The sequence below is a fragment of the Xanthobacteraceae bacterium genome (genome assembly GCA_019454205.1).
Lineage (GTDB): Bacteria > Pseudomonadota > Alphaproteobacteria > Rhizobiales > Xanthobacteraceae.
This window is the reverse complement of sequence record CP075369.1, coordinates 1,205,276-1,227,549: the sequence shown is the minus strand read 5'-3', so window position 1 is coordinate 1,227,549 and position 22,274 is coordinate 1,205,276. Positions and strand designations below refer to the sequence as shown.

19 protein-coding genes, 1 tRNA gene and 2 pseudogenes are annotated in these 22,274 nt (G+C 60.1%); 5 read left to right on the top strand and 17 right to left on the bottom strand.

Annotated features, from left to right (window positions below; all coding sequences use genetic code 11):
• Positions 1-47 precede the first annotated feature (47 nt).
• Positions 48-704: a transglutaminase family protein gene (locus tag KF794_06050; GenBank protein ID QYK46241.1), complete on the bottom strand. Its 657-nt coding sequence runs from the start codon at positions 702-704 to the stop codon at positions 48-50.
• Positions 705-916: 212 nt separating this feature from the next.
• Here KF794_06050 and selD point away from each other — a divergent pair, with 212 nt between their 5' ends.
• Positions 917-1,966 carry a selenide, water dikinase SelD gene (gene selD, locus KF794_06045; GenBank protein QYK46240.1) on the top strand — a complete coding sequence of 350 codons (1,050 nt, stop codon included), beginning with the start codon at positions 917-919 and terminating at the stop codon, positions 1,964-1,966.
• 2 nt (positions 1,967-1,968) lie between these two features.
• On the opposite strand, the gene KF794_06040 is transcribed toward selD, so the two are convergent.
• The 13 genes and pseudogenes from KF794_06040 to fdnG all read right to left on the bottom strand — a co-directional run bounded on the left by KF794_06040 (position 1,969) and on the right by fdnG (position 14,402).
• Positions 1,969-2,409, bottom strand: a complete 441-nt coding sequence (locus KF794_06040; protein QYK46239.1) for a glycine cleavage system protein H — start codon at positions 2,407-2,409, stop codon at positions 1,969-1,971.
• A gap of 6 nt (positions 2,410-2,415) precedes the next feature.
• Positions 2,416-2,793: a DsrE/DsrF/DrsH-like family protein gene (locus KF794_06035; GenBank protein QYK46238.1), complete on the bottom strand. Its 378-nt coding sequence runs from the start codon at positions 2,791-2,793 to the stop codon at positions 2,416-2,418.
• A complete protein-coding gene (locus KF794_06030) occupies positions 2,790-3,506 on the bottom strand; it encodes a hypothetical protein (GenBank protein QYK46237.1) in 717 nt (238 codons plus the stop codon). The genes KF794_06035 and KF794_06030 overlap by 4 nt, the downstream gene beginning before the upstream one ends.
• 65 nt (positions 3,507-3,571) lie before the next feature.
• Positions 3,572-3,970, bottom strand: coding sequence for a hypothetical protein (locus tag KF794_06025; protein ID QYK46236.1), 399 nt, complete (start codon positions 3,968-3,970; stop codon positions 3,572-3,574).
• The gene (locus KF794_06020; protein ID QYK46235.1) at positions 3,954-4,421 is read right to left on the bottom strand and encodes a hypothetical protein; all 468 of its coding nucleotides are present in this window, start codon (positions 4,419-4,421) and stop codon (positions 3,954-3,956) included. Before KF794_06020 ends, KF794_06025 begins: the two co-directional genes overlap by 17 nt.
• Positions 4,422-4,441: 20 nt before the next feature.
• Positions 4,442-4,537: transfer RNA gene (locus KF794_06015), tRNA-Sec, on the bottom strand.
• A 42-nt stretch (positions 4,538-4,579) separates the two neighbouring features.
• Positions 4,580-6,498 (bottom strand): annotated as a pseudogene (selB, locus tag KF794_06010) (selenocysteine-specific translation elongation factor).
• Entirely contained in the window at positions 6,495-7,286 is a 792-nt protein-coding gene (locus KF794_06005; GenBank protein QYK46234.1) for a sel1 repeat family protein, read from the bottom strand. Before KF794_06005 ends, selB begins: the two are co-directional and overlap by 4 nt.
• Complete coding sequence (gene selA, locus KF794_06000; GenBank protein QYK46233.1) at positions 7,286-8,695, bottom strand: L-seryl-tRNA(Sec) selenium transferase; 1,410 nt, start codon at positions 8,693-8,695, stop codon at positions 7,286-7,288. Before selA ends, KF794_06005 begins: the two co-directional genes overlap by 1 nt.
• Before the next feature lie 10 nt (positions 8,696-8,705).
• Positions 8,706-9,617 (bottom strand): formate dehydrogenase accessory protein FdhE, encoded by a 912-nt coding sequence (fdhE, locus tag KF794_05995; protein ID QYK46232.1) that lies wholly within the window; start codon positions 9,615-9,617, stop codon positions 8,706-8,708.
• Positions 9,618-9,714: 97 nt separating this feature from the next.
• The gene (locus KF794_05990) at positions 9,715-10,383 is read right to left on the bottom strand and encodes a formate dehydrogenase subunit gamma (GenBank protein QYK46231.1); all 669 of its coding nucleotides are present in this window, start codon (positions 10,381-10,383) and stop codon (positions 9,715-9,717) included.
• Between the two features lie 3 nt (positions 10,384-10,386).
• Complete coding sequence (fdxH, locus tag KF794_05985) at positions 10,387-11,319, bottom strand: formate dehydrogenase subunit beta (protein ID QYK46230.1); 933 nt, start codon at positions 11,317-11,319, stop codon at positions 10,387-10,389.
• Positions 11,320-11,333: 14 nt separating this feature from the next.
• Positions 11,334-14,402, bottom strand: a complete 3,069-nt coding sequence (fdnG, locus tag KF794_05980) for a formate dehydrogenase-N subunit alpha (protein QYK46229.1) — start codon at positions 14,400-14,402, stop codon at positions 11,334-11,336.
• 392 nt (positions 14,403-14,794) lie between these two features.
• On the opposite strand from fdnG, the pseudogene KF794_05975 reads away from it, so the two are divergent.
• The 4 genes and pseudogenes from KF794_05975 to KF794_05960 all read left to right on the top strand — a co-directional run bounded on the left by KF794_05975 (position 14,795) and on the right by KF794_05960 (position 18,317).
• Positions 14,795-15,277, top strand: a pseudogene (locus tag KF794_05975) (TlpA family protein disulfide reductase).
• Between the two features lie 60 nt (positions 15,278-15,337).
• Positions 15,338-16,429 (top strand): twin-arginine translocation signal domain-containing protein, encoded by a 1,092-nt coding sequence (locus tag KF794_05970; GenBank protein ID QYK46611.1) that lies wholly within the window; start codon positions 15,338-15,340, stop codon positions 16,427-16,429.
• Positions 16,430-16,551: 122 nt separating this feature from the next.
• Entirely contained in the window at positions 16,552-18,093 is a 1,542-nt protein-coding gene (locus tag KF794_05965; protein ID QYK46228.1) for a VOC family protein, read from the top strand.
• The gene (locus KF794_05960; GenBank protein ID QYK46227.1) at positions 18,090-18,317 is read left to right on the top strand and encodes a sulfurtransferase TusA family protein; all 228 of its coding nucleotides are present in this window, start codon (positions 18,090-18,092) and stop codon (positions 18,315-18,317) included. The genes KF794_05965 and KF794_05960 overlap by 4 nt, the downstream gene beginning before the upstream one ends.
• Before the next feature lie 12 nt (positions 18,318-18,329).
• On the opposite strand, the gene KF794_05955 is transcribed toward KF794_05960, so the two are convergent.
• The 3 genes from KF794_05955 to fdhF are packed head-to-tail and all read right to left on the bottom strand — an operon-like array spanning position 18,330 to position 22,265.
• Entirely contained in the window at positions 18,330-18,563 is a 234-nt protein-coding gene (locus KF794_05955) for a formate dehydrogenase subunit delta (protein ID QYK46226.1), read from the bottom strand.
• Positions 18,544-19,371 (bottom strand): formate dehydrogenase accessory sulfurtransferase FdhD, encoded by an 828-nt coding sequence (fdhD, locus tag KF794_05950; protein QYK46610.1) that lies wholly within the window; start codon positions 19,369-19,371, stop codon positions 18,544-18,546. The genes KF794_05955 and fdhD overlap by 20 nt, the downstream gene beginning before the upstream one ends.
• 20 nt (positions 19,372-19,391) lie before the next feature.
• Positions 19,392-22,265, bottom strand: a complete 2,874-nt coding sequence (gene fdhF, locus KF794_05945) for a formate dehydrogenase subunit alpha (protein ID QYK46225.1) — start codon at positions 22,263-22,265, stop codon at positions 19,392-19,394.
• Positions 22,266-22,274: the final 9 nt, after the last annotated feature.

Below are 22,274 nucleotides of genomic sequence, written 5' to 3'. Positions count from 1 at the left end.
GGTACCCCGCTCTCCCTACGTCGCACCAATGGCGATTGTCCGGCAAACTAGCCGGAAGTCTCTACTTCCGCTTTGAAATCACCCTGTACGGAGCCGTTCGTCATCAGGCGGGGGTAATACCGCTGAAAGTCCGCCATGATGGTGTCGAACGGAACGTCGGCGTATGTCCCGCGCTCCAGCAGGTATTCCATGTGTTTGCGGCCCTGCGGATCGTAGGGATGAAACAGCGAGTCGCTCACGCCATCGAACTCGAGCGGCGCGAGGCCTGCCCGCTCGCATAGTGCGCTGTCGAAAGCGGGCGTGCACTTCACCCATTTTCCGCCGACAAGCAGCTCAGCGTAGGAGTGCCAGCGGAAAATATCGCTATCCACGAGATCGCGCAGCTTCTTAGAAGTCATGTGATTGCGCACGTCGGCATAACCCGGCCGTGCGGCGATGCCGACCGCACGCGCGCAAGCTGAAAGCAGCGAAGCTTTACCGATGCAATAACCCCGGCCCGCCGCAAGCACGCTGCTCGCGCGGACGGTTTCCCGATCGCTGAAATCGACATATGGATCGTAGCTGACGGAGTCGCGCACGGCGAGATAAAGCGCAATTGCCCTCGCCTTTTCTCCCTTCACGCCCTCCACCGCCTGCTCCGCGAAGCGCACGATGGAACTGTTCTCGCTGTCGATGTATTCGCCGGGATTCAGATATTCATTCATCCCCGCTTTGAGCCATTAAATCCGTCTGTTGGCAATCTGCGCCTGAGACAAAGCTCCCATAGCGAAAAAGACGGGCTACCGAGTACGCGGGCCATAGCCCTGCATTGGCCTAGAGTGGTGCGACATGCTAATCTCAATGATGGTTTTCGCGGATGCGGAAGCCCCTTATTGCCGCGGTGCGGCTCCCCTTCTTTGCTTTTCCGGAGAGCGCGATGAACGCACCTGTCGTACGTCTTACCAGCCTGGCGCATGGCGGCGGTTGCGGCTGCAAACTGGCCCCATCCGTGTTGCAGGAATTGCTGGCCGGTCATCCGCAGGCGAAACCATTCGCACAGTTGCTTGTCGGAGCGGAGACCAGCGACGACGCGGCAGTATGGAAGCTGGACGACAACACCTGCATCGTCGCAACCACCGATTTTTTCATGCCGGTCGTCGACGATCCCCGCGACTTCGGGCGCATTGCCGCGACCAATGCGATTTCCGACGTATACGCGATGGGTGCGAAGCCGATCTTCGCGCTCGCTATCCTCGGCATGCCGCTCGGAAAATTGCCGGTCGAAATCGTGCGCGGCATTCTCGAAGGTGGCGCGAGCGTTTGCGCTGACGCTGGCATTCCCGTCGCAGGCGGACACTCCATCGACGCACCGGAGCCGATCTACGGACTTGCCGTCATCGGCATTTGCAAGCCGGAACAGGTCCGGCGCAATACCGGCGCGAAACCCGGCGATGCGCTCATCCTCACCAAGGGCATCGGCGTCGGTGTCTACTCCGCCGCGCTGAAGAAGGGCATTCTCACCGGCGAGCAGTACGCCGAAATGATAGCGACCACGACACTGTTGAACCGTGTCGGCGGCGAGATTTCCAGCGATGCGGATGTCCATGCGGTGACCGACATCACCGGCTTCGGCCTGCTCGGTCACGCCTCCGAGATGGCGCATGGTTCGAATGCGAAAGTCGTGATCTTCAGCGGCGAAGTGCCTTACCTCGCCGCTGCGCGCGATCTTGCGCAGGCCGGTCATGTGACGGGCGCGTCTCACCGCAACTGGTCGAGTTATGGTGCTTCTGTGAAGCTTCCCGACGGCTATTCCGAGTGGAAACAGCACCTGCTGACCGATCCACAGACTTCCGGCGGCTTGCTCGTGTCCTGCTCCGCTTCCGCGGCCGACCGCCTGCTCAAGCAAATTCGCGCAGCGGGATATCCCTTGGCGGCCATTGTCGGAAAGGTCGAAGCGGGAGAGCCGGTCGTGCAGGTAGTGGCCTGAACTCAGCTACCGCAACCAGCAAACGCAGTATCTTCCATCCACGCTTCGTAGGCGCTCGCCACGTCTGTCCCCGCGATCAGTTTCTCGCGCCAGTTTCCTGCCGACGGACGTAGCTGAACCATCCAGCCTTTGCCGTAACAATCGTTGTTGACGATGTGCGGGCGTGCCTTGAGACTTTCGTTCACTGCGACAACCGTGCCGTCGAATGCGGAGCGAACCGAGCCGGTCCATTTCGCGCTCTCGACGATCGCCAATGCGCGGTCCTTTTCAAATTCCGTTCCGGGCCGTTTCGGCGTGAACACAAGCACCTCGCGCGCGAGCGCTACGCCGATAACGGTAATGCCCGCACGCAGCAGGCCATCGTCGCCTACCGCGTACCAGACGTGATGCTCCACGTCGTAAAGAAGGTGATCCGGAAAATTACAACCGCGAACGAGAGGCATGGTGATTCAATACGTCATTACGCGGTATTCGTCGCCCATGATGCGTTCGATCATGTCGGCGGCACCCATCATCCCGCTGCATTCGGGGATGAGATCGGACTCCTTCACGTCGAACAGATCGAGGTTAGCGGGACACGCCCAGAAGCGCGCGCCGTGATCGTGCGCCTCCCTGATCCACTCGTATACTGTTTTGGGATGGCCGGGCTTGACGTGGATTTTCTCGGCGACACCCTTGAACATCAGCTTGCCCGCGGTCGCGGTGCAAACGACATCCACCTCGTAGTCCATCGCAGCTGCGATTGCCGCGTGGTAGAACGGCGCGCCGAGTTCCTCGCCGTTACGAGGATCGGTGTTGGCCAGCACGACGAGGAGTTTGCGTTTCATTGCGCGGCTGCTTCTACGGATGACAGGCGAGGCAAAGGCGGCGCAAATCTTCCGTCAGCTTCACCCTGAAATACGAAATCGTCGCGGCCGATTTCATCGTGAAGCATTTGCGAAGCAAGCACCCGCTCCTGCTTTGTCCATGAACTCCGCTCCGGCGTGGCGTTCAATGCATTCGCGGCCGCGTCCGCAAGAAGCGAGAAAATCGCTTCGTTTTCAGGAGCATATCCAAGTTCCTGACCGAGTGAGGTTATATGCGCGTTGACCGGCGCAAGCCGCAATGCGGCTGCCATCGTCGAGAAATCAGGCGCGATCATCAATGATCCCTGATAGATAAGCGCAGCGCCGTCACGATACCCGCTCGCGCCGGCGACCTTGCGTGCACCGATAACAATATCGTTCTCCGCGCGAAAACGGGCAGCAGCACCAAGACCAGAAATCCCAATCGCTATAGCGTTGCATACGGTGGCCGCGAGTGCGGAAATATCGGAGTGCGCTCGGCTCGCCAGCGCAAGATCCCAGGTCACGACACCTTGATCCATATAGATTGCGCCGCCGCCGGTAATGCGCCGGGCGACTTCAATCCCTTCCCTTTCGCAGAACGAAAGGTCGGCGGTTCGCGTGGCATCCTGATTGCGGCCAAACAGCACGGAACGCGGATACGAATAGATACGCAACGTATCCGGGATTTCGTCCTTAGCTCGAAGCTCGACCATCGCTGCACCGAGCGCGATATTATTCCGCGCGCTGCGGCCGCGGTCCGCAATAAGGCGCAACGCTGTCATTGCGCCGTTGCTTCCTCGATCTTCATGCGGCGGCCCCATTTATCGAAGAAGTGGCCTTCGTTGAGGATCATGCGATCTTCGACAACCCGCTTTTCCAGCGCCCGGAGTTCGGTGCGTGCGCTTTCGTCTTCAAGCGGTCCGCCGTCGTTGTCTCGCACAGGCATCAGCATCGCGCCGTCCCATTCCACGTTCGCACCGCGCATCATCGTGCTGAACGCGATCCAGTCCACCTCGTCGCCGATGACATGCAGGAACGTGGAGCGCAGCGGAGTCACTTCCAGATTGCCGATGGATACCAGCAGCACAAGCGCGGTAAACGCACCGGACTCGCGAAACTCTTCCGCGATCCAGGTATTGAACTGAAACGGACGATCGCCGTCACGCGACTTCGACAAGCGGAAGCTCCAGCGGTTCCTGCTGCATCAATTTGAGGAACGGTTCCTCGCGGCCCTGCGCGTACCACGATTCAAATCCGGCCAGTTCTTTTGCGATCTTCGCGGCGTCGTCTGGAGTGGCTTCAGTCTTCGATGCATTCCAGATCGCAAGAGCCACTGGCGCGAAATACGCCACTACTTCAGCCTGCGACTGGCTGCCGCCGCTCCATCCGACTTCCTGCAAGAAGGCGGCGGATCCTCTCGTCTTCGCTTCCTCTTCATCTTTCGCGCCGACGACGGAAGCGCTTACCGATTTCATCAAGTTCAGGCGGCGGAATGCGAATGCGCGTGCTTCCTCAAGCTCGCGGATGCGCGACGTGATGTTCCTGCGGAACTCGTCCTCGGCGACATTTGCTTCGATTGCCACACGATTCAGTTCGTCGAGATAGCTCACGACTTGCGGTGCACTCATCGGACGTTGCTCCGTTTTTCTGGCGGAAGAGAATGGGAGTCGAACCCACCAAGGACCGGCTCGCGGCCCTTCCCGGATTTGAAGTCCGGACGCCCCACCGGGGACGATGCTCTTCCATTTGTTGTTGCCGGGCCGGCCGATTGTCCGGCGCTACGGCGAAACAGGTCCAGGCGATGCGGGTTGATCCGGCGGAGCGGAGATCGCCGCGCCGGATCGTGACGCCGTGCCTGTCAAAAAATTCGAGAATCTGGATAGCAACCTTACGGCCATTATCCAATCGGTCGCGTAACAAAGCCGCAGTGAACCAGCCGCCTTCCGCTTTCGCCGCGATGTCAGTGGAGATTTCCACCATCTCAGCGACCGTGCCGCGGAGGAAGAAGTGATCGTGCGCCACTTCATCGGCCTTACCCATTCTCGATAATACCTTGAAAAGCCTTCGTATTTCCTGCTCCTTGACCTGCAGGAAATTGGCAACATCGCGAACGCGCGGCGGGCGGAAACGTTCAGTTCCTCCGATCATCGGTTCGATCTTTTGCCAGAGGCTTTCGTCCTGCGGCGCAAGCCGGACCTCGTGCGAAGCGAGGCGCACCCACGCGCCGTCAAGCGCGATATGCTTTTCGCGCGCCATCCCCTCCAGCAGCGTAGCAAATGCCGGTGCCGGCAAACGCGGTTCCATTTGCAAGCGGAGCCGCTCGAGGCCGATACCTGCGAGATCAGGGTTTTCCTTGTGAAAGACTTCGAGCGTGCCCAGAATTGCACGCTGCAAGCGCTGCCAATTCTGCTGCGAAAGCGCGAGTTCGCCCTTCGGCGTCGCCAGCTTCACCAGTTGCGTGTTCTCGACAAGGCTGGCGGCTTCTTCCACGCCGAGCGCACGGTCACGTACGAAAGCGGAAAACTCGACATAGCCCGGCGCCTGGTTGAGCAGCGCCGTCAGCGCCTTGCCGGGATGAGCAATGGAAAGGGATTGCAGTTGCGCAATGCGCTCCGGCGTGCGCCGCTTGCGGGCGGGTGCACGCAAATCGACAAGACGGCCACCAGCAATCGTCCGTTGCGCGGTGGTATCGCGCAACACATAGCGGTCGCCTGCGGCGGCGGCGATCGGCTGATCGAGCACGAGTTGCACGAGGGATTCCGTACCGGGTGCAGTTGGTTCTTCGCCAAGCAAAACAATACGTGCGCCGACTTCCGACGATGCATGATGTAGCCGGACCGGCATCCATTGAGTCAGCGGCTTTGTCTCGGACTGCAGGACGCGCACAGTCACGTCGGCGCGCATGGTGGGCGCGTGCAGTTCCGGATCCATGACAACATCGCCACGGGAAATTGCTTCCTTGGTGATCTTGTCGCCGGTCAGGTTAAGCGCACAGCGGTCGCCGGCAACACCCGTTTCCGCCGGACGATTCTGCGCATGAATGGCGCGCACGCGAGCGCTCAATCCCGACGGGCTGATGACAACCGCATCCCCAACCGTCACGCGGCCGGACAGAACTGTTCCGGTAACGACCGTACCGGCACCCGGCATCGTGAAGGAGCGGTCCACTGCGAGCCGGAAGCGGCCGTCGGCAGGACGGCGCGCTGTCTGTGCCGCTGCGGCGAACAGGCGCGCGCGCAAATCGTCGATGCCCTGTCCCGTGATGCTCGACACCGCAAAGATTTCGGCGTCGCGCAGCGTCGTCGTGGCGAGCGTATTCGCGATCTGCGTTCTGACTTCGGCGAGACGTTCCTCGCTCACCATATCGGCCTTGGTGATAGCGACGACGCCATGATCGACGCCGAGCAGATCGACGATCGCGAGATGCTCCGCGGTCTGCGGCATCACGCCGTCATCCGCCGCGACCACGAGCAGCACGAAGTCGATGCCGGTCGCACCAGCCAGCATGTTGTGGACGAACTTTTCGTGACCCGGAACGTCGACGAAACCAAGCGTCGCATCGTCCTTGCGGAGATAGGCGAAGCCGAGATCGATGGAAATGCCGCGCTTCTTTTCTTCCTTCAGGCGGTCGGTATCGACGCCAGTGAGAACGCGCACCAGCGAGGTCTTGCCGTGGTCGATATGTCCTGCCGTTCCGATAATCATGCGACCGGCTCCGGCAGCGGCATTTCTGCGAGCTTCTTCGCACGCTCCCTGTCCGCATCGTCCATCGCAGCACGGACCGGATCGATGAACGGAGTCGCAAGCTGGCTCCCGCCATATTGACCCCGCAGCAGCCACATCAACGCGGAAACAGGATCGCGCGGGACGCCTGCGCCGAGATGATAAGCTGCGCCGAGCATCGCCTGCGCATCGGCGTCACCACGCGCGGCAGCCTTGTCCCACCAGCGCACAGCCTCCTGCGCACTGCGTTCCACGCCAAGCGCGTTGTGATAGATCATGCCGAGGCGGGTCATCGAAGGTACGTTGCCCTGAGAGGCCGCCGCCTCCGCGAGACGTTTTGACTCCGCGTAGTCGGGCGGGATGATCTCGCCTTCCAGCAACATCCACGACAGCATGTCCTGTGCGGCTGCGTCGCCCTGTGTCGCGGAGAGCTGATACAGTTCGGCGGCGCGAACGGCGTTTTCTTCGACGCCTTCGCCCTTGAAATAAGCCGCCGCCAGATTGCGTTGCCCCACCGCGTCGCCACCTTCGGCGGAAAGCGTCAGCCACTTGATCGCAAGGGCCAGATCGCGTTCCACGCCGAGGCCCTCGGAGAAACACGCGCCCACATTGTTCTGCGCGCGGCCAACGCCCTGATGCGCCAGCGGTCCCCAGATCGCTAGCGCGGTTTCGTAATCACCGCGTTGCGACGCCTCGAAGGCGGCAGCCATCTGCTCCGCGGCGTTCGAGACCGCGTCTTCCGCCCTTTGTTTCCGGGAGAACAACGCCATCAGTTGCTTCCCTTCACGCGAAGCGAAGCGAGGTTGGCTGCGAATGAATCCTCACGCATTAGGCAGCGCAGGTCGAAGATCAGCGCCCGGTCTTCGATATGCCCGACCACGGGAATAGGCAACGCGCGGAATGCATTCGACAGGTCCGCGATCGCGCCGCCACTTTTCACCTTCGCACGGATGGCAATTCCGGCGCTTTCGATCGTCTCCTGCGGCAACGCCCCGGAACCGATCTGGCTGGCGCAAGCGGTGACCGCGACTTCGAAGGCATCTCCAACCGCTTGGGCGAAGACAGGAAGCAAGCGCTTCGCGGCGGCTTCGATATCGCGCTTCTTGCGGGAAATCATGCGCACGGTTGGGAGCAAGGCCGCAAGTTTATCCGGGTCGCGATAAAGCCGAAGCGTTGCTTCGAGTGCAGCGAGACGGATTTTATCCATGCGCAGTGCGCGTTTCATCGGGTTCTTGTTGATCTTTGCGATCAGTTCTTTCGTTCCGACGATGAAACCGGCCTGCGGGCCGCCGAGCAATTTGTCGCCGGAGAAAGTGACAAGATCGGCGCCTTCCTTCACGGCCTCGGCAACAGTCGGTTCATGCGACATGCCGAATTGCGAAAGATCGATCAGCGTGCCGGAGCCGAGATCGTTGACCAGCGGAACCTTGTGCTTGCGGGTAATGATCGCGAGCTTGTCCGCCTCCACCTCTTTGGTGAAACCCTCGATCCGATAGTTCGAGGTATGCACCTTCAGAACGAGGCCTGTCTTTGCCCCGATGGCGCCGGCGTAGTCCTTTTCATGGGTGCGGTTTGTAGTACCCACCTCAACCAGCTTCGCGCCTGCGCGCGACATGATTTCCGGCATACGAAACGCGCCGCCAATTTCGATCAATTCACCGCGCGAAACGATGGCTTCCTTGCCTTTTGCGAGAGAATTCAAAACCAGCAGTACGGCAGCCGCGTTATTATTTACGACTGTCGCATCTTCTGCGCCGGTCAACTCGCAGAGGAGATCGCGAACCAGCGTATCCCGCTCGCCGCGTTTGCCTTCTCCGATATCGAATTCGAGCGCGATGGTTTCGCGCATGGCAACAGTTGCGGCTTCGATTGCCGCTTCCGCCAATTGCGCGCGTCCAAGATTGGTATGCAATACCGTCCCCGAGAGATTGAATACGGGGCGAACTTTCGGCTGCGCTTCCTGTTCCAGAAGGTTCGATGCGGCGGAAGCGATGTTGCTCGCTTCGACCGGGTGAACACCATTGCCGCGCATTTTCTTCCGCGCTTCGCCGATCGTGACGCGCACGGCCTTTACCACCGACTGTCGACCGAAGCGCTCCACGGCGGAAACGGCGATGGCAGTCTTCAGGACTTCATCGACCGAGGGGATATTTCGAAGCGGCCCTGCATCCCTGGACACGATGCGCGCCTCAATAGCCGATCAGGAAGGGATTTACGCCACCCCTCCGGAAGCCCAGCTCCCTGACCAGCAAATCGAGACCTAGGCTCGCCACATCATCCGCGATCGGTTCTAGGTCGCGGTTCTTCTGCTGGTAGAGCATCTTGACGTAGCCACGGCACTCTTCGCAGATTTCCGCCTTGATCTGCCCTTCGTAGCCTTCGATCTCCTGATACTGCATCCGCTTGTTGGAGCCGCACAACGTGCATTGCACGCGGATGTAGTTCCAGAGCGTTCCGCACAGAGAGCACGAACAGAAGCGCGTGCCATCGGCTCCCGCCCAGCCAACGATCATGGTGCTGGCCGGCGCGCCGCCGCAGGACGGACAAACGCCGTTTCCGATTTCAACGAGCGTTTTGTCGTCCAGCCGCGCCGCCAGACGAACGAAATGCACCTGAAGCGCCGCGGAGACGAAGACATGATCTGCCAACGCCTCGAAGGGAATCGAGTCGGCGAGCACGTTATGAATCATCATGTCACGCGCTGCGCGTTCGGCCGTTTTGACGCGATCCAGCGCAGCTTTCGCTTCGGCTGGCATCTCAAGCAGCTCGGCCTGCGCCAAAAGACGATCAAAGGTCTCGTCAAAGACGCCGTCCGGATTGAACGCATTGCGGTCGAGCGGCGGCATCTTGTGTTCTTGCGCGCGCGTCAGAACCGACGCTTCCGGCAAGATCGCCTCAGGCAAACCCTGCTGAATGTCGGATTGCGCCTGCGCGATACCGGCAAGCAACTTCAAATAGGATTCAAGCTGATGTCCCGATGCGAGCGCACGGAAGCGCGCAGCGCGATCCGCGAAAATTCTCGCAGGATCAGGCAGCTTCACAAAAGGAGGCTTTGCGATATTCCCGATGATTGAAGGATCGGGTTCGATATTCGCTGACATTACTCACCTCTCGAACCGCACGGGCCACGCGGCGGGTAGTCAAGAGAAAGGCGCCGGCAGCAATTATAGCCGCCGGCGCCCCCTGCCGTAAAATATTTTACTTGCCGGATACGAGTTCTCGTAACCACTTCCGATGATGCCGCCACGCCCAGCCACCCGTGACCCGCCCGCGGGTCATGGCGCTGATCGTGCCCCGTACCCAGATCGCCGCATAGACATGGACAATCCAGACGCAAATCGCAGCGACAGCCGCGACCGCATGCACGAGCACCGCCAAACGGCGCTGCTCGATCGAGAAGTAATGGCCGAAGTATTGTTCCCAGATAACGATGCCGCTCGTGATCAGAAGAATGATCAAGATCGACATCGACCAGAACACCATCTTCTGACCGGCATTGTACTTTCCGACCTCGGGCAGATTCTCCTCGTTGCTCATCACAACGTCTTTGATCTTCTTCAGCCAGACGTTGTCGGTGTGCTCCCAGAGATTGAGTTTCCAGAAGCGGATGAACAGGCCAAGAAACCCGAAGAACAGCACGACGCCGATCCACGGATGAATTGCCCGCGTGTTCGGACCACCGCCGAAAAAGGCGGTCATCCAGAACAGCGACGGATGGAACAGCGCGAGCCCGGAAATGGCGAGGAGCACGAGGCTCGCCGCCGTAATCCAGTGGTTGATGCGCGCGCCCGTGGAGTAGCGGTCTACGACGACCTGCTCACCGCGGTGGACGGCATCTCCCGGTGCGACCTCTGTTGAAGCTGTCATCGGTCACTTCCCTGCCAGACGCTTGGCTTCCTGCTCGTCGTGTTCGGTGACACGGTTCGCTCCCGCCACCAGATGGTGGATGAAACCGAACGCGGCTGTCAGGCCGATCAGCGCAAGACCGGCATATTTGGTGCCGCCCTTCCACAGTTCGACGATCGGAGAGATACGCGGATTGTCGGCAAGACCGGCGTAGATGCTGGGCTTGTCGGCGTGCTGGAGCACGTACATGACGTGCGTACCCTGCACTCCCGGCGGATCGTAGAGGCCGGCATTCTTGAAGCCGCGCGACTTGAGATCCGTGATGCGCTTCTCGGCCCACTTCTTCATCTCGTCCTTGGTGCCGAAGACGATGGCCTGGGTCGGGCAAGCCTTTTGGCAAGCCGGTCCCTGGCCGACCGCGACACGGTCGGAGCAGAGCGTGCACTTGTAGGCCTTGTTATCGACCTTGGAAATGCGCGGGATGTTGAACGGGCATCCCTTGATGCAATAACCGCAGCCGATGCAGTTCGCTTTCACGAAATCGACGATTCCGTTGGAGTACTGCACGATCGCGCCCGGAGCCGGACACGCCTTGAGACAGCCCGGATCCTCGCAATGCATGCAGCCGTCCTTGCGGATCAGCCACTCAAGATTGCCGGATTCCGGATTCTCATATTCGGTGTAACGCATCAACGTCCAAGTGTTCGGCGTCAGATCGTGCGGGTTGTCGTAAACACCCACGTTGACACCGACCTCTTCGGTCAAGTTGTTCCACTCAAGGCACGCCACCTGACATGCCTTGCAACCGATGCACTTCGAGACGTCGATCAGCTTGGCGACTTCCGTCTGCCGGGTCGCGGCAGGCGTGATGTTCGTCGCCGAACGCTTGATCAGGTCTTTCTCGCCAAACTTCGCGTCAACCGGCTTGGCAATCGGGTTCGGAATTACGGGATACATTGTGCTTCCTCCCCTTATGCCGACGGCCCGGAAATGGGCTCGATGTTGACAAGGAACGCCTTGAATTCAGGCGTCTGCGAGTTTGCGTCGCCGACATAAGGAGTCAGCGAGTTGATCGGCGAGGCTTTCTTGGTTTCGCCGACGAAGCCGAAGTTCAACGGCAGGCCGACCTGGTGGACGGTTTTGCCATCGATCTTGAACGGCTTCAGCCGCTTGGTGACGACTGCCTTGCCCTTCACTTCGCCGCGGTTGGACCAGATACGGACCATCTGGCCCTTCTTGATCCCCTTCTCCGCAGCAAGCTCTTCGGACATTTCCACGAAGAACTCCGGCTGAGCGACCGCGTTCATGTGGACGTTTTTGGTCCAGAAGTGGAAGTGCTCGACGAGACGATACGTGGTCGCGACGATCGGGAAGTCTTTCGGATTACCGAACACTTCCAGGTCGTTCTTGAACACACGCGCCACCGGATTGCCCTTGATCTTCGGCCACAACACGTTCTCGACCGGAGATTCAAACGGCTCGTAGTGAACCGGCAGCGGGCCTTCGTTCATGGGAGCCGCGAACAGGCGAGACACGCCCTCCGCGTTCATGATGAAGGGACCAGTTCCATTCGACGGGGCATTGGTCGGCACGAAGTCAGGCACGTCCGCACCAGTCCAGCGCTTGCCGTCCCAGAAGACGTACTTCTTCGCATCGCTCCAGGGATTGCCCTGAACGTCAGCCGACGCACGATTGTAGAGAATGCGGCGGTTGGCCGGCCAGGAGAAGCCCCAGTTGCCGTATACGTTCATGCCCGAAGGATCGGCGTTGTCGCGGCGCATAGCCCAGTTGCCATTCGGACCGTAGAAGCCAGTGTAAATCCACTGGACGCCATCGGTCGTACCGTCGTCCCGCATTTCGCCGAAAGTGGCGAGCTGCTGGCCGGCGGCGCGGACAACCTTGCCTTCCGCGTCCTTGAGATCGACGAGCGCCTTGCCGTTAAGCTCCTTGGCAAGTTCGTCAGCCGACGGATCATGCGGATCCTTGTAGTTCCAGCTCGCGGCCATGAGCGGCTCGATACCTTTGCCACCGTCCTTCTCGTACATCTTGCGAATACGGAGATAGAGGTCGGCGAGGATTTCGATGTCCTTGCGGGACTGACCGACAGGATCGGCCGCGGCCCACTTCCACATCACCGCACGGCTGGAGTTGGTGAAGCTGCCTTCTTCCTCGACGAAGGAAGTCACCGGAAGCATGAACACTTCGGTCTTGATGCTGGCGGTATCGACGTTGTTGTACTCGCCATGATTTTCCCAGAACCGGGCAGTGTCCGTTTCGATGGGATCCATGCTGACCAGGAACTTCAGTCTCGAAAGCGCCGCAACGACCTTGCGGGAATTCGAAACCGACATCATCGGATTGAAGCCTTGGCAGAGCAGACCGGTGGTCCTGCCCTGATGCATCACGTCGAACATGCGCAGCACATCGTAAGCGACGTCGAGCTTCGGCAGATATTGATAGCCGAACTCGTTTTCCTTGGTCGCCTTGTCGCCGTACATGCTCTTCAGGAAGCTGACGTAGAACTTGCGATAGTTCTGCCAGTAGCTCGTCTGGTTCGCCTGAATCGGCTTGAACTGACGTTTGGTCAGATGCGATTCGAGCGTCGGCTCGCTATCGACCGGCATTGCCAGATAACCCGGCAACGACGCCGTCAGCGTTCCGATGTCCGTAATGCCCTGCACGTTCGAGTGACCGCGCAGCGCGTTGATGCCGCCGCCGGGCACGCCGATGTTGCCGAGCAGAAGCTGGATCATCGCCGCGCAACGGATGTTCTGTGCACCGTGCGAGTGCTGGGTCCAGCCAAGCGCGTACATGATCGTCATCGAACGATCACGCGTCGAGGTCGAAGCCGCCCATTCGGCCACCTTCAGGAATTTCTCCTTCGGCGAACCGGAAATGCGCTCGACCAGCTCCGGCGTATAGATCGAGAAGTGCTTCTTCATGATCTGATACACGCAGCGCGGATGCGACAGCGTCTCGTCCTTCACGACGAAGCCATCAGGCCCCATCTCGTACTGCCACGTGTCGCGGGCATAGCTGCGCGTCGACTCGTTGTAGCCCGTGAAGAGACCTTCATTGAAGCCGAACCCCTCCTTCACGATGAAGGAAATGTTCGTGTAGTTCTTGACGTACTCGTGCTGAATCTTGTCGTTCGTCAGCAGGTAGTTGATGACGCCAGACAGGAAGGCAATGTCAGTACCGGAACGGATCGGCGAATAATGATCCGCCATGGCGGCCGAGCGGTTGAACCGCGGATCGACGACCATGAGTTTTGCGCCACGTTCGGCTTTCGCCTCGGTGACCCACTTGAATCCACAAGGGTGCGCTTCCGCAGCGTTACCACCCATGATCCAGACGACATCAGCGTTCTTGATGTCCGTCCAGGAGTTCGTCATTGCACCGCGACCGAATGTTGGGCCCAAACTGGACACCGTCGGTCCGTGTCATATCCTTGCTTGGTTCTCGACCTGTAGCAGCCCGAGCGAGCGAGTGACTTTCCATGTCACCCATCCCGTCTCGTTGGTGCACGAGCTTCCCGAGAGGAAAGCCATCGTCGGCCAGCGATTGACGGTCACACCGTCCTTGTTCTTTTCGATGAAGTTCGCGTCGCGGTCTTCCTTCATGAGCTTCGCGATACGCTCCATCGCGAATTCCCAGGTGACCGGCTCGAACTTGTCGCCGCCCGGCTTGCGATACATCGGCTCTTTTACGCGCGTCTTCGAGCGGATGTAGTCGATGGCGCCGGCGCCTTTCGGGCACAGCGTGCCGCGATTGACCGGATGGTCGGCATCACCCTCAATGTGGGTGACTTCCATCTTGTTGGTCTTCTCGTTCTTCGCCGAGAAAACGACCATGCCGCAGCACACTGCGCAGTACGGGCAGCTGCTCCGCACTTCCTTGGTCATCGCGAGTTTGTAAGGACGGATCGAAGCCGCGTGCGCGACTTCCGCCTCGCCAAACCCGAGCGCGCCAAGCGTAGTTCCAGCGATGCCGGCGCCGCCGACACGCAAGAACTGTCGCCTAGACAGCTCCATGTTCATTTTTGGTTTCCCTTTGGGCTAGGCCCGCACCGCGGGACATGACGCTTTACTTACACGCGTTCTAGACAAGGGTACTTTTGAGTAACTTCAGAGTCAAATAAGTGCCTGAATAATAAGCATATTTTGTGCGTCGCACAAAACCTGTCTCTATATGGAGATAATACCAAAGGGTTATATCTGGCAAAATATAGCCCCTGCGACACTTTGGAAAAACTTCAATTTATTGACCTTGGCCATTGCCCTCCGCAATATCGGGCCGAGTGAAACCCGCGGCTGCTCCCGTGTATCGGGGCACAGATTCGCAACGGCAGTCCGGTGGCGTAGCGCGCTCCCAGGCCTCTTTCTTCTTTTTCATTCCCGGTTCGGCCGTACGCACATTCGCTGCGCTCATCATGGTTCTTTGCGGTTTCGTTACGGCCGCACATGCTGCGCAGCCTGCGGATCTGCGTCCCGTGACCGCGCCTGCCGGGCCTTTGTTTCGGCTGGATGAATATCGCGGCGGCAAGCCCCTCGCCTTGCAGGATCAACGCGGCAAGATCGTCCTGCTGCACTTCTTCGCGACCTATTGCGAACCGTGCCGCCCGGAAATGGCGTCGCTCAATCTCTTCCTGAAAGCGAACGCAGATAAACCGTTCGCTGTTTTCGCGGTCGATGTCGGAGAAATCGACCTGCGCGTGCGTGCGTTCTTCGAAAAAGACCCAGTGGATTTTCCGATCGTGCTCGATCGCGACCGGAAAATCTCAAGAGCGTGGGGCGTGTATGCGCTGCCCACGACAATCGTGCTCGACGAAAAACTTCAGCCGAAACTGATCGTCGAAGGCGACCTCGACTGGAGCCACCCAGACGTACTGAAGAAGCTCGAAACCTTGCTGCCTGCGCGGAGCAACCCCGTCCCGCGTACCGGCGGTTTAAAAAATAAACGGGAGGAGAGAACCATGGACAGACGAGAATTTCTAAAAGGAACCGCCGCGGTATCGCTTGCTGCAACGCTGCCATCGGCGGCGTGGGCTGCCTACAATCTCACACCGGGCAAGTGGAATACATTCGATGTGACCACGCGCATCGAAATCGCGAAACCCGGCAAGGGTATGCAGGCCTGGGTGCCGCTGCCGTCGATCAACAACGCGGAGTGGTTCCGCGTGATCGGCAACACCTGGAAATCCAACGGCAGAACCCTGAAGCGCACCGAACCCAAATACCGCGCAGACATGGTGCACATTGCTTGGGCTGACAACCAGACCGCACCGTTCGTCGAAGTCGTGAGCCGCGTCGCCATGCGCGACCGCCAGATCGACCCGACCAAAAAGCGCGCCGCGGCCGCATTGAACGCCAACGAACGCAAACTTTATCTCACCGGCACCGACCTCATTCCCGTGACCGGGATCGTGAAGGAAACGTCCGACAAGATCACCAAGGGCGCGAAGACCGACATCGAAAAGGTTCAGCTGATCTACAACTGGGTCGTCGAGAATAGCGCTCGCAACCCGAAGACGCGCGGCTGCGGCATCGGCGATATCGCCGCGATGCTGAAAACGGGCGATCTCACCGGCAAGTGCGCCGATCTCAATGCGCTATTCGTAGGCCTTACCCGTGCTGCCGGCGTCCCTGCCCGTGACGTCTACGGTCTCCGTGTTGCGCCGTCGAAGTTCGGCTACAAGAGCCTAGGCGCCGGCTCGGCGAACGTGACCCGTGCGCAGCATTGCCGCGCGGAAGCCTACATCGCCAATGTCGGATGGATTCCTGTCGACCCTGCGGACGTCCGCAAGGTTGTTCTCGAAGAACCGCCGGGAAATCTTGCCATCAATGATCCCAAGGTCGTCGCCGCGCGCGCTGCCCTGCTCGGCTCATGGGAAGGCAACTGGCTGGCGTATAACTTCGCCCATGACGTTCAGCTCCCCGGCACCAACCAGCCGAAGCTGGGGTTCCTCATGTATCCGCAAGCGCAGGTGGCCTCGCTGCTGCTCGACTGCCTTGAGCCGGATCAGATGAAGTACACGATCACGTCGAAAGAACTTCCGTCGGCGTAAGCGCAGCCGAAGTTAGGGAATACAAAAAAGTCGGGCGCCGGAAACGGCGCCCGATCCTCTTTGACCCGCGCGAATGGATACGTCGTTGCGCAGCCCGCGTGGTGATCTGCTATCTTCCCTGCATGCAGAATACGAAAAGTAACGGCATTCACCATGTCACGCTGATTGCACGCGACGCACAGGCGAACGTCGATTTCTATGTGGGGTTTCTCGGACTTCGCCTCGTGAAGCAAAGCGGCGGGTTCGAAGACGCCGAACAACTGCACCTCTTCTATGGCGACCGTACCGGCTCGCCCGGCTCGCTGGTCAGCTTCCTCATCTGGCAGGACGGTTCGAGTGGACGTATCGGCAATGGACAGGTGATCGAGATTGCTTTCGCCGTGCCGCCGGAGTCTCTCGGCGAATGGATGACACGCGCAATCCGCAGCGGCATGAAATTTGAGGGACCCTCACGGGAATTCGGCGAGTCCGTCCTGCGTTTGAAAGATCCAGATGGAATCATCGTGAAGCTGGTCGCTTCCGGCATACAGACAGCCTCTCCGTGGAAGGACGATCCTGCGGCGGTGCAAAGACTGCGGGCGGTGACGATCCTCACCGAAACGCCGGAAGAAACCGCATCTTTCGTCAAACGCTTCGGCTACCGCGAGGCCGCGCGCGAAGAGGCGGCCTTTCGTCTGGTATCGGAAACGGATGCCATCGACATCCGCGATGGCTCAGGCTTCGTGCCGGGAGCGCCTGGAACGGGGATAGCGGATCATGTCGCGTTCCGCGCCACGGATGTCGCCGCCGTGAAACAGGCAGAGGCTGATCTCTCGAAGCTCAACTCGTCCCCGACCAACTTTCACGACCGCAAATACTTCACATCGCTCTATGTACGGGAGCCGGGCGGCACCCTGCTCGAACTTGCGACCGACGGGCCGGGCTTCGCAATCGACGAGCCTGTCGAAACGCTCGGCGAGCGCCTATTTGTGCCGGATAGCGACCGCGCCAGAGAACAGGACCTGAAAGTCATGCTGCCGCAATTCTCCCGCCCCGGCGAACCGCGTATCACCAAGCGCGAATTGCCGTTCGTGCACCGGATTCACACACCCGATAATCCCGACGGACGGACCTTCGTCCTCCTGCACGGCACCGGCGGCAACGAAGCCGACCTCATGCCGCTAGCAAATCGGATTGAGCCCCGCGCCATGCTGCTCGGCGTACGAGGACGCGCGAGCGAGGAAGGAATTTCACGCTGGTTCCGCCGCTTCACCACGACCAGCTTCGATCAGGCCGATATTCGCGCGGAGGCCGTGGCATTCGCGGCTTTCGTTGAAGGCGCGATACCGGCCTACGGCATCGAACCGGCGCGCACGACGTTCCTTGGCTTTTCCAACGGGGCCAATTTCATCGGTGCGATGCTGGCGCTCCATCCGCAGGTCGTTTCGCGTGCAATTTTGCTGCGGCCCATGCAGGTGCTGGACGAATTGCCGAAAGCCGATTTATCGGGGAAACATATCCTGTCGCTGACCGGAGCCAACGATCCATACGCTTTCGGTGCACCGCCGCTTGAGAAATGGCTACAGGAGTCGGGAGCGACTCTTGACGCCCGCACAATCCGCGCAGGCCATGAACTGACGCAGGAAGACTTGACGCTCACGCAAGCATGGGTTGCCGCGCAATGACCGAAACCATTCTCGATTTGCGCGGTATCCGCTGCCCGCAGGTCGTACTCGAAGCAAAGAAAAAACTAAGGGACGTCGCAAGCGGCGGCATACTGGTGCTTGAATGTACCGATCCGCTTGCAACGATCGACGTGCCGCATTTCGTGCGCCAGACCGGCAATGCGCTGCTCGCGGAAGAAAAGCGCGGTGATCTTCTGATTTTCAGAATCGAAAAGAAAAGCTGAAGCCGCCGCGCTTCAGTTTGCGGCGACGCTCTCTTTCAGCTTCTTGATCGCATTATGTACGACAGGGTCAAGGCCTTCACCGCCCGTGTCGAGGTGCGCGAAAATCGCGGAACGCATCCGCGGATCCCAGAACTTTCTAATGTGTTCCGCAATACCGGTGACCGCTACATCATCACCCTGCGCCTTGAAGAACTTGCCGATCTGGTTGGCCATATAGACCAGCTTGTCAGGCCCCGAGTGCGACATTTCCCGTCCCCTGCACCGCGTCCAGAACGATCCGGTCGGCATGCGTAAAAACTTCAAACCCGTCTCCGCGTGCAATCGCGGCGACCGTGATCCCGGATTCTTTCGCCGCACGTAACGCGAGCGCGGTCGGTGCCGACGCCGCAACAATCAGTGGCGCACCCATCATCGCGGCCTTCTGCACCATTTCGACCGAAAGACGGCTCGTAACGACGACGAAGCCTTCGGCAGCCGAAACACCGCTGCGTGTCAGCGCGCCGGCCAGTTTGTCGAGCGCGTTGTGGCGGCCGACATCCTCGCGCAGCGCGACCAACCCTTGTCCGCGCTTCCAGAATGCAGCGGCATGTACTGCGCGCGTTTCGTTGTTCAACGTTTGCGCCGCAGGAAGCGAGGTAACAGCGCGCATGATTTCTTCGGGTGCGAAGATTTCCTTGCTCGTTACTTTCGGAAGATCGCGCATCGCTTCGGTCAGCGACTCGATCCCGCACAATCCGCAACCGGTCGGCCCCGCGAGGTGACGGCGGCGTTCGGCGTGGGCGTGTTCCTGCGCTTCCGCAAGGCGCATGCGAAGCTCAATCCCGGCTTCCGAGGGAATGATTTCGAGATTCTCGATCTTGTCAGGGGATGCCACGCCTTCGGTCAGCGTAAACCCGACTGCAAAGTCCTCAAGATCGCGCGGCGTCGCCATCATGACGGCATACGAAGAACCGCCATAGGTGAAGGCGACAGCGGTTTCTTCGGGAATCGCTCGCTCCTGCGCATCGCGCACGCGCGCGCCGTTGCGCCACACGGCGCGAACGACACGCTGCAATGCTGCCGGAAGCGTGATCCTCACTCGGCGGCCTCCGGAATGATACGGCGGCTTTCGCGGGAGAACTCCTCGTATTCCTGCTGCCAGCGCGACGGACCATTTGACGGGGAAACCTGAACTGCCGTGACTTTGTATTCTGGACAGTTCGTTGCCCAGTCCGAGAAGTCGGTCGTGATCACGTTCGCCTGCGTGTCGGGATGATGGAAGGTCGTATAGACCACGCCCGGCGCGACACGATCGGTGATCTGCGCACGCAGCGAGGTTTCGCCTGCGCGGCTTTGGAGCCTGACCCAATCTCCTTCGCGGATGCCGCGCTGCTCGGCGTCGTGCGGATGGATTTCAAGCACGTCTTCCGCATGCCACATCGAGTTTTCGGTACGGCGCGTCTGTGCGCCGACATTGTATTGCGAGAGAATACGGCCCGTGGTGAGGAGCAGCGGGAAACGCGGGCCGGTCTTTTCGTCGGTCGCAATATATTCGGTAACGATGAACTTGCCCTTGCCGCGCACGAAGCCGTTGATGTGCATGATCGGCGAGCCTTCGGGCGCCTTGTCGTTGCAGGGCCACTGCACCGAACCGCGTTCGTCGAGCATCTTGAACGAGACATTGGCGAAGCCCGGCGTGAGCCGCGCGATCTCGTCCATGATCTCGGACGGATGCGAATATTCCATCTTGTAGCCGAGGGCGTTGGAGAGCATCACGGTGATCTCCCAGTCCTCGTACCCGTTCTTCGGCGCCATCACCTTGCGCACCATCTGGATGCGGCGCTCGGCGTTGGTGAACGTCCCGTTCTTCTCAAGGAAGGTCGAACCCGGCAGGAATACATGGGCAAAGCGCGCCGTTTCGTTCAGGAACAGGTCCTGCACGACGACGCATTCCATCGCCTCAAGCCCGGCCGACACATGCTTAGTGTCGGGATCCGACTGCAGGATGTCCTCGCCCTGAATATAGATGCCCTTGAACGACCCCTCGACTGCGGCGTCGAGCATGTTCGGGATGCGCAGGCCCGGCTCCTTGTCGAGCGTGACGCCCCAGGCACCGTTGAACAGATCGCGGACGTCATCGCCGGAAATGTGGCGGTAGCCCGGCAGTTCGTGCGGGAACGAACCCATGTCGCACGAACCCTGCACGTTATTCTGGCCGCGCAGCGGATTCACGCCGACACCCTCGCGGCCGATATTGCCGGTCGCCATCGCGAGGTTCGCGATCGCCATGACGGTGGTCGAACCCTGCGAGTGCTCGGTGACGCCCAGTCCGTAATAGATCGCGGCATTGCCGCCGGTGGCATAGAGGCGAGCCGCGCCGCGGATGGTCTCGGCCGGAACGCCGGAGAGCTTCGCGACGGTTTCCGGCGAGTTCTGCGGCAACGAAACGAATTCGGCCCAATGCTCGAATTCATCCCAGTCGCAGCGCTCGCGGATGAACTTTTCGTTGTAGAGCTTCTCGGTGACGACGACATGGGCAAGCGCGGTCACGACCGCGACGTTCGTGCCCGGCAGCAGCGCAAGGTGGTGCTCCGCTTCGACATGCGCCGACTTCACCATTTCGGTGCGGCGCGGGTCGATCACGATGAGCTTTGCGCCTTCGCGCAAACGCTTCTTCATGCGCGAGGCGAACACCGGATGCGCCGCCGCGGGGTTCGCACCGATAATCAGCACCACGTCGCAATGTTCAACGGAGTCGAAATTCTGCGTTCCCGCAGAGGTGCCGTAAGTCTGACCGAGGCCATAGCCGGTCGGCGAATGGCACACGCGCGCGCAGGTATCGACGTTGTTGTTGCCGAAACCGGCGCGGATCAGCTTCTGCACGAGATAGGTTTCTTCGTTCGTGCAGCGCGACGAGGTGATGCCGCCAACGGAGTTCTTACCGTACTGCTGCTGGATGCGCTTGAACTCGGACGCCGCGTAATTGATCGCTTCTTCCCAGCTCACTTCCCGCCACGGGTCCGTGACCTTCGCGCGGATCATGGGCTTCAGGATGCGCTCCTTGTGGGTCGCATAGCCCCACGCGAAGCGGCCTTTCACGCAGGAATGGCCGCGGTTCGCCTCGCCGTCCTTGTAGGGAACCATGCGCACGAGTTCTTCACCGCGCATTTCCGCCTTGAATGAGCAGCCGACACCGCAATAGGCGCAGGTCGTCACTGCCGAATGCTCGGGCTTGCCGATCTCGATGACTTTCTTTTCGTTGAGCGTCGCGGTCGGGCAAGCCTGCACGCAAGCGCCGCAGGACACGCATTCCGAAGTGAGGAAACTCTCCTGCATGCCCGGCGATACGCGGCTGTCGAAGCCGCGGCCGGCAATCGTCAGAGCGAACGTGCCCTGCACTTCCTCGCAGGCCCGCACGCAGCGCGAGCAGACGATGCACTTGGAAGGGTCGTAGGTGAAATATGGGTTCGACTCGTCCTTCGCGAGCCAGTTTTCGTTCGCGAGGCCGTTCTGCTTCGCGAAGACGTGGTTCTCGCCTTCATAGCCGTAGCGCACGTCGCGCAGGCCGACCTGCCCCGCCATGTCCTGCAATTCGCAGTCGCCATTCGCCGAACAGGTCAGACAGTCGAGCGGGTGATCGGAGATATAAAGCTCCATCACGCCGTTGCGGATTTTCTTCAGGCGATCCGTCTGCGTCTTCACCACCATGCCGGGCATGACCGGCGTGGTGCAGGACGCGGGCGTACCGGGGCGGCCTTCGATTTCGACGAGGCACAGGCGGCAGGAGCCGAAGGCATCGACCATATCGGTCGCGCAGAGCTTCGGAATCTGCGTGCCCATCTCCATCGCCGCGCGCATGATCGAGGTGCCTTCGGGCACCGTGATCTGCTGCCCGTCGATGGTCAGCGTGACTTCTTTCTCCGACTTCGAACGCGGCGTGCCGTAATCGATCTCGTGCACGAGGGACATGGCGTTCTC

Bases quoted from the DNA above. Each gene is read 5' to 3' on its own strand.
- KF794_06050 (QYK46241.1), bottom strand. From the start codon at position 704: ATGAATGAATATCTGAATCCCGGCGAATACATCGACAGCGAGAACAGT.
- selD (QYK46240.1), top strand. From the start codon at position 917: ATGAACGCACCTGTCGTACGTCTTACCAGCCTGGCGCATGGCGGCGGT.
- KF794_06040 (QYK46239.1), bottom strand. From the start codon at position 2,409: ATGCCTCTCGTTCGCGGTTGTAATTTTCCGGATCACCTTCTTTACGAC.
- KF794_06035 (QYK46238.1), bottom strand. From the start codon at position 2,793: ATGAAACGCAAACTCCTCGTCGTGCTGGCCAACACCGATCCTCGTAAC.
- KF794_06030 (QYK46237.1), bottom strand. From the start codon at position 3,506: ATGGTCGAGCTTCGAGCTAAGGACGAAATCCCGGATACGTTGCGTATC.
- KF794_06020 (QYK46235.1), bottom strand. From the start codon at position 4,421: ATGAGTGCACCGCAAGTCGTGAGCTATCTCGACGAACTGAATCGTGTG.
- KF794_06005 (QYK46234.1), bottom strand. From the start codon at position 7,286: ATGGCGTTGTTCTCCCGGAAACAAAGGGCGGAAGACGCGGTCTCGAAC.
- fdhE (QYK46232.1), bottom strand. From the start codon at position 9,617: ATGTCAGCGAATATCGAACCCGATCCTTCAATCATCGGGAATATCGCA.
- KF794_05990 (QYK46231.1), bottom strand. From the start codon at position 10,383: ATGACAGCTTCAACAGAGGTCGCACCGGGAGATGCCGTCCACCGCGGT.
- fdxH (QYK46230.1), bottom strand. From the start codon at position 11,319: ATGTATCCCGTAATTCCGAACCCGATTGCCAAGCCGGTTGACGCGAAG.
- KF794_05970 (QYK46611.1), top strand. From the start codon at position 15,338: ATGGACAGACGAGAATTTCTAAAAGGAACCGCCGCGGTATCGCTTGCT.
- KF794_05965 (QYK46228.1), top strand. From the start codon at position 16,552: ATGCAGAATACGAAAAGTAACGGCATTCACCATGTCACGCTGATTGCA.
- KF794_05960 (QYK46227.1), top strand. From the start codon at position 18,090: ATGACCGAAACCATTCTCGATTTGCGCGGTATCCGCTGCCCGCAGGTC.
- KF794_05955 (QYK46226.1), bottom strand. From the start codon at position 18,563: ATGTCGCACTCGGGGCCTGACAAGCTGGTCTATATGGCCAACCAGATC.
- fdhF (QYK46225.1), bottom strand. From the start codon at position 22,265: ATGTCCCTCGTGCACGAGATCGATTACGGCACGCCGCGTTCGAAGTCG.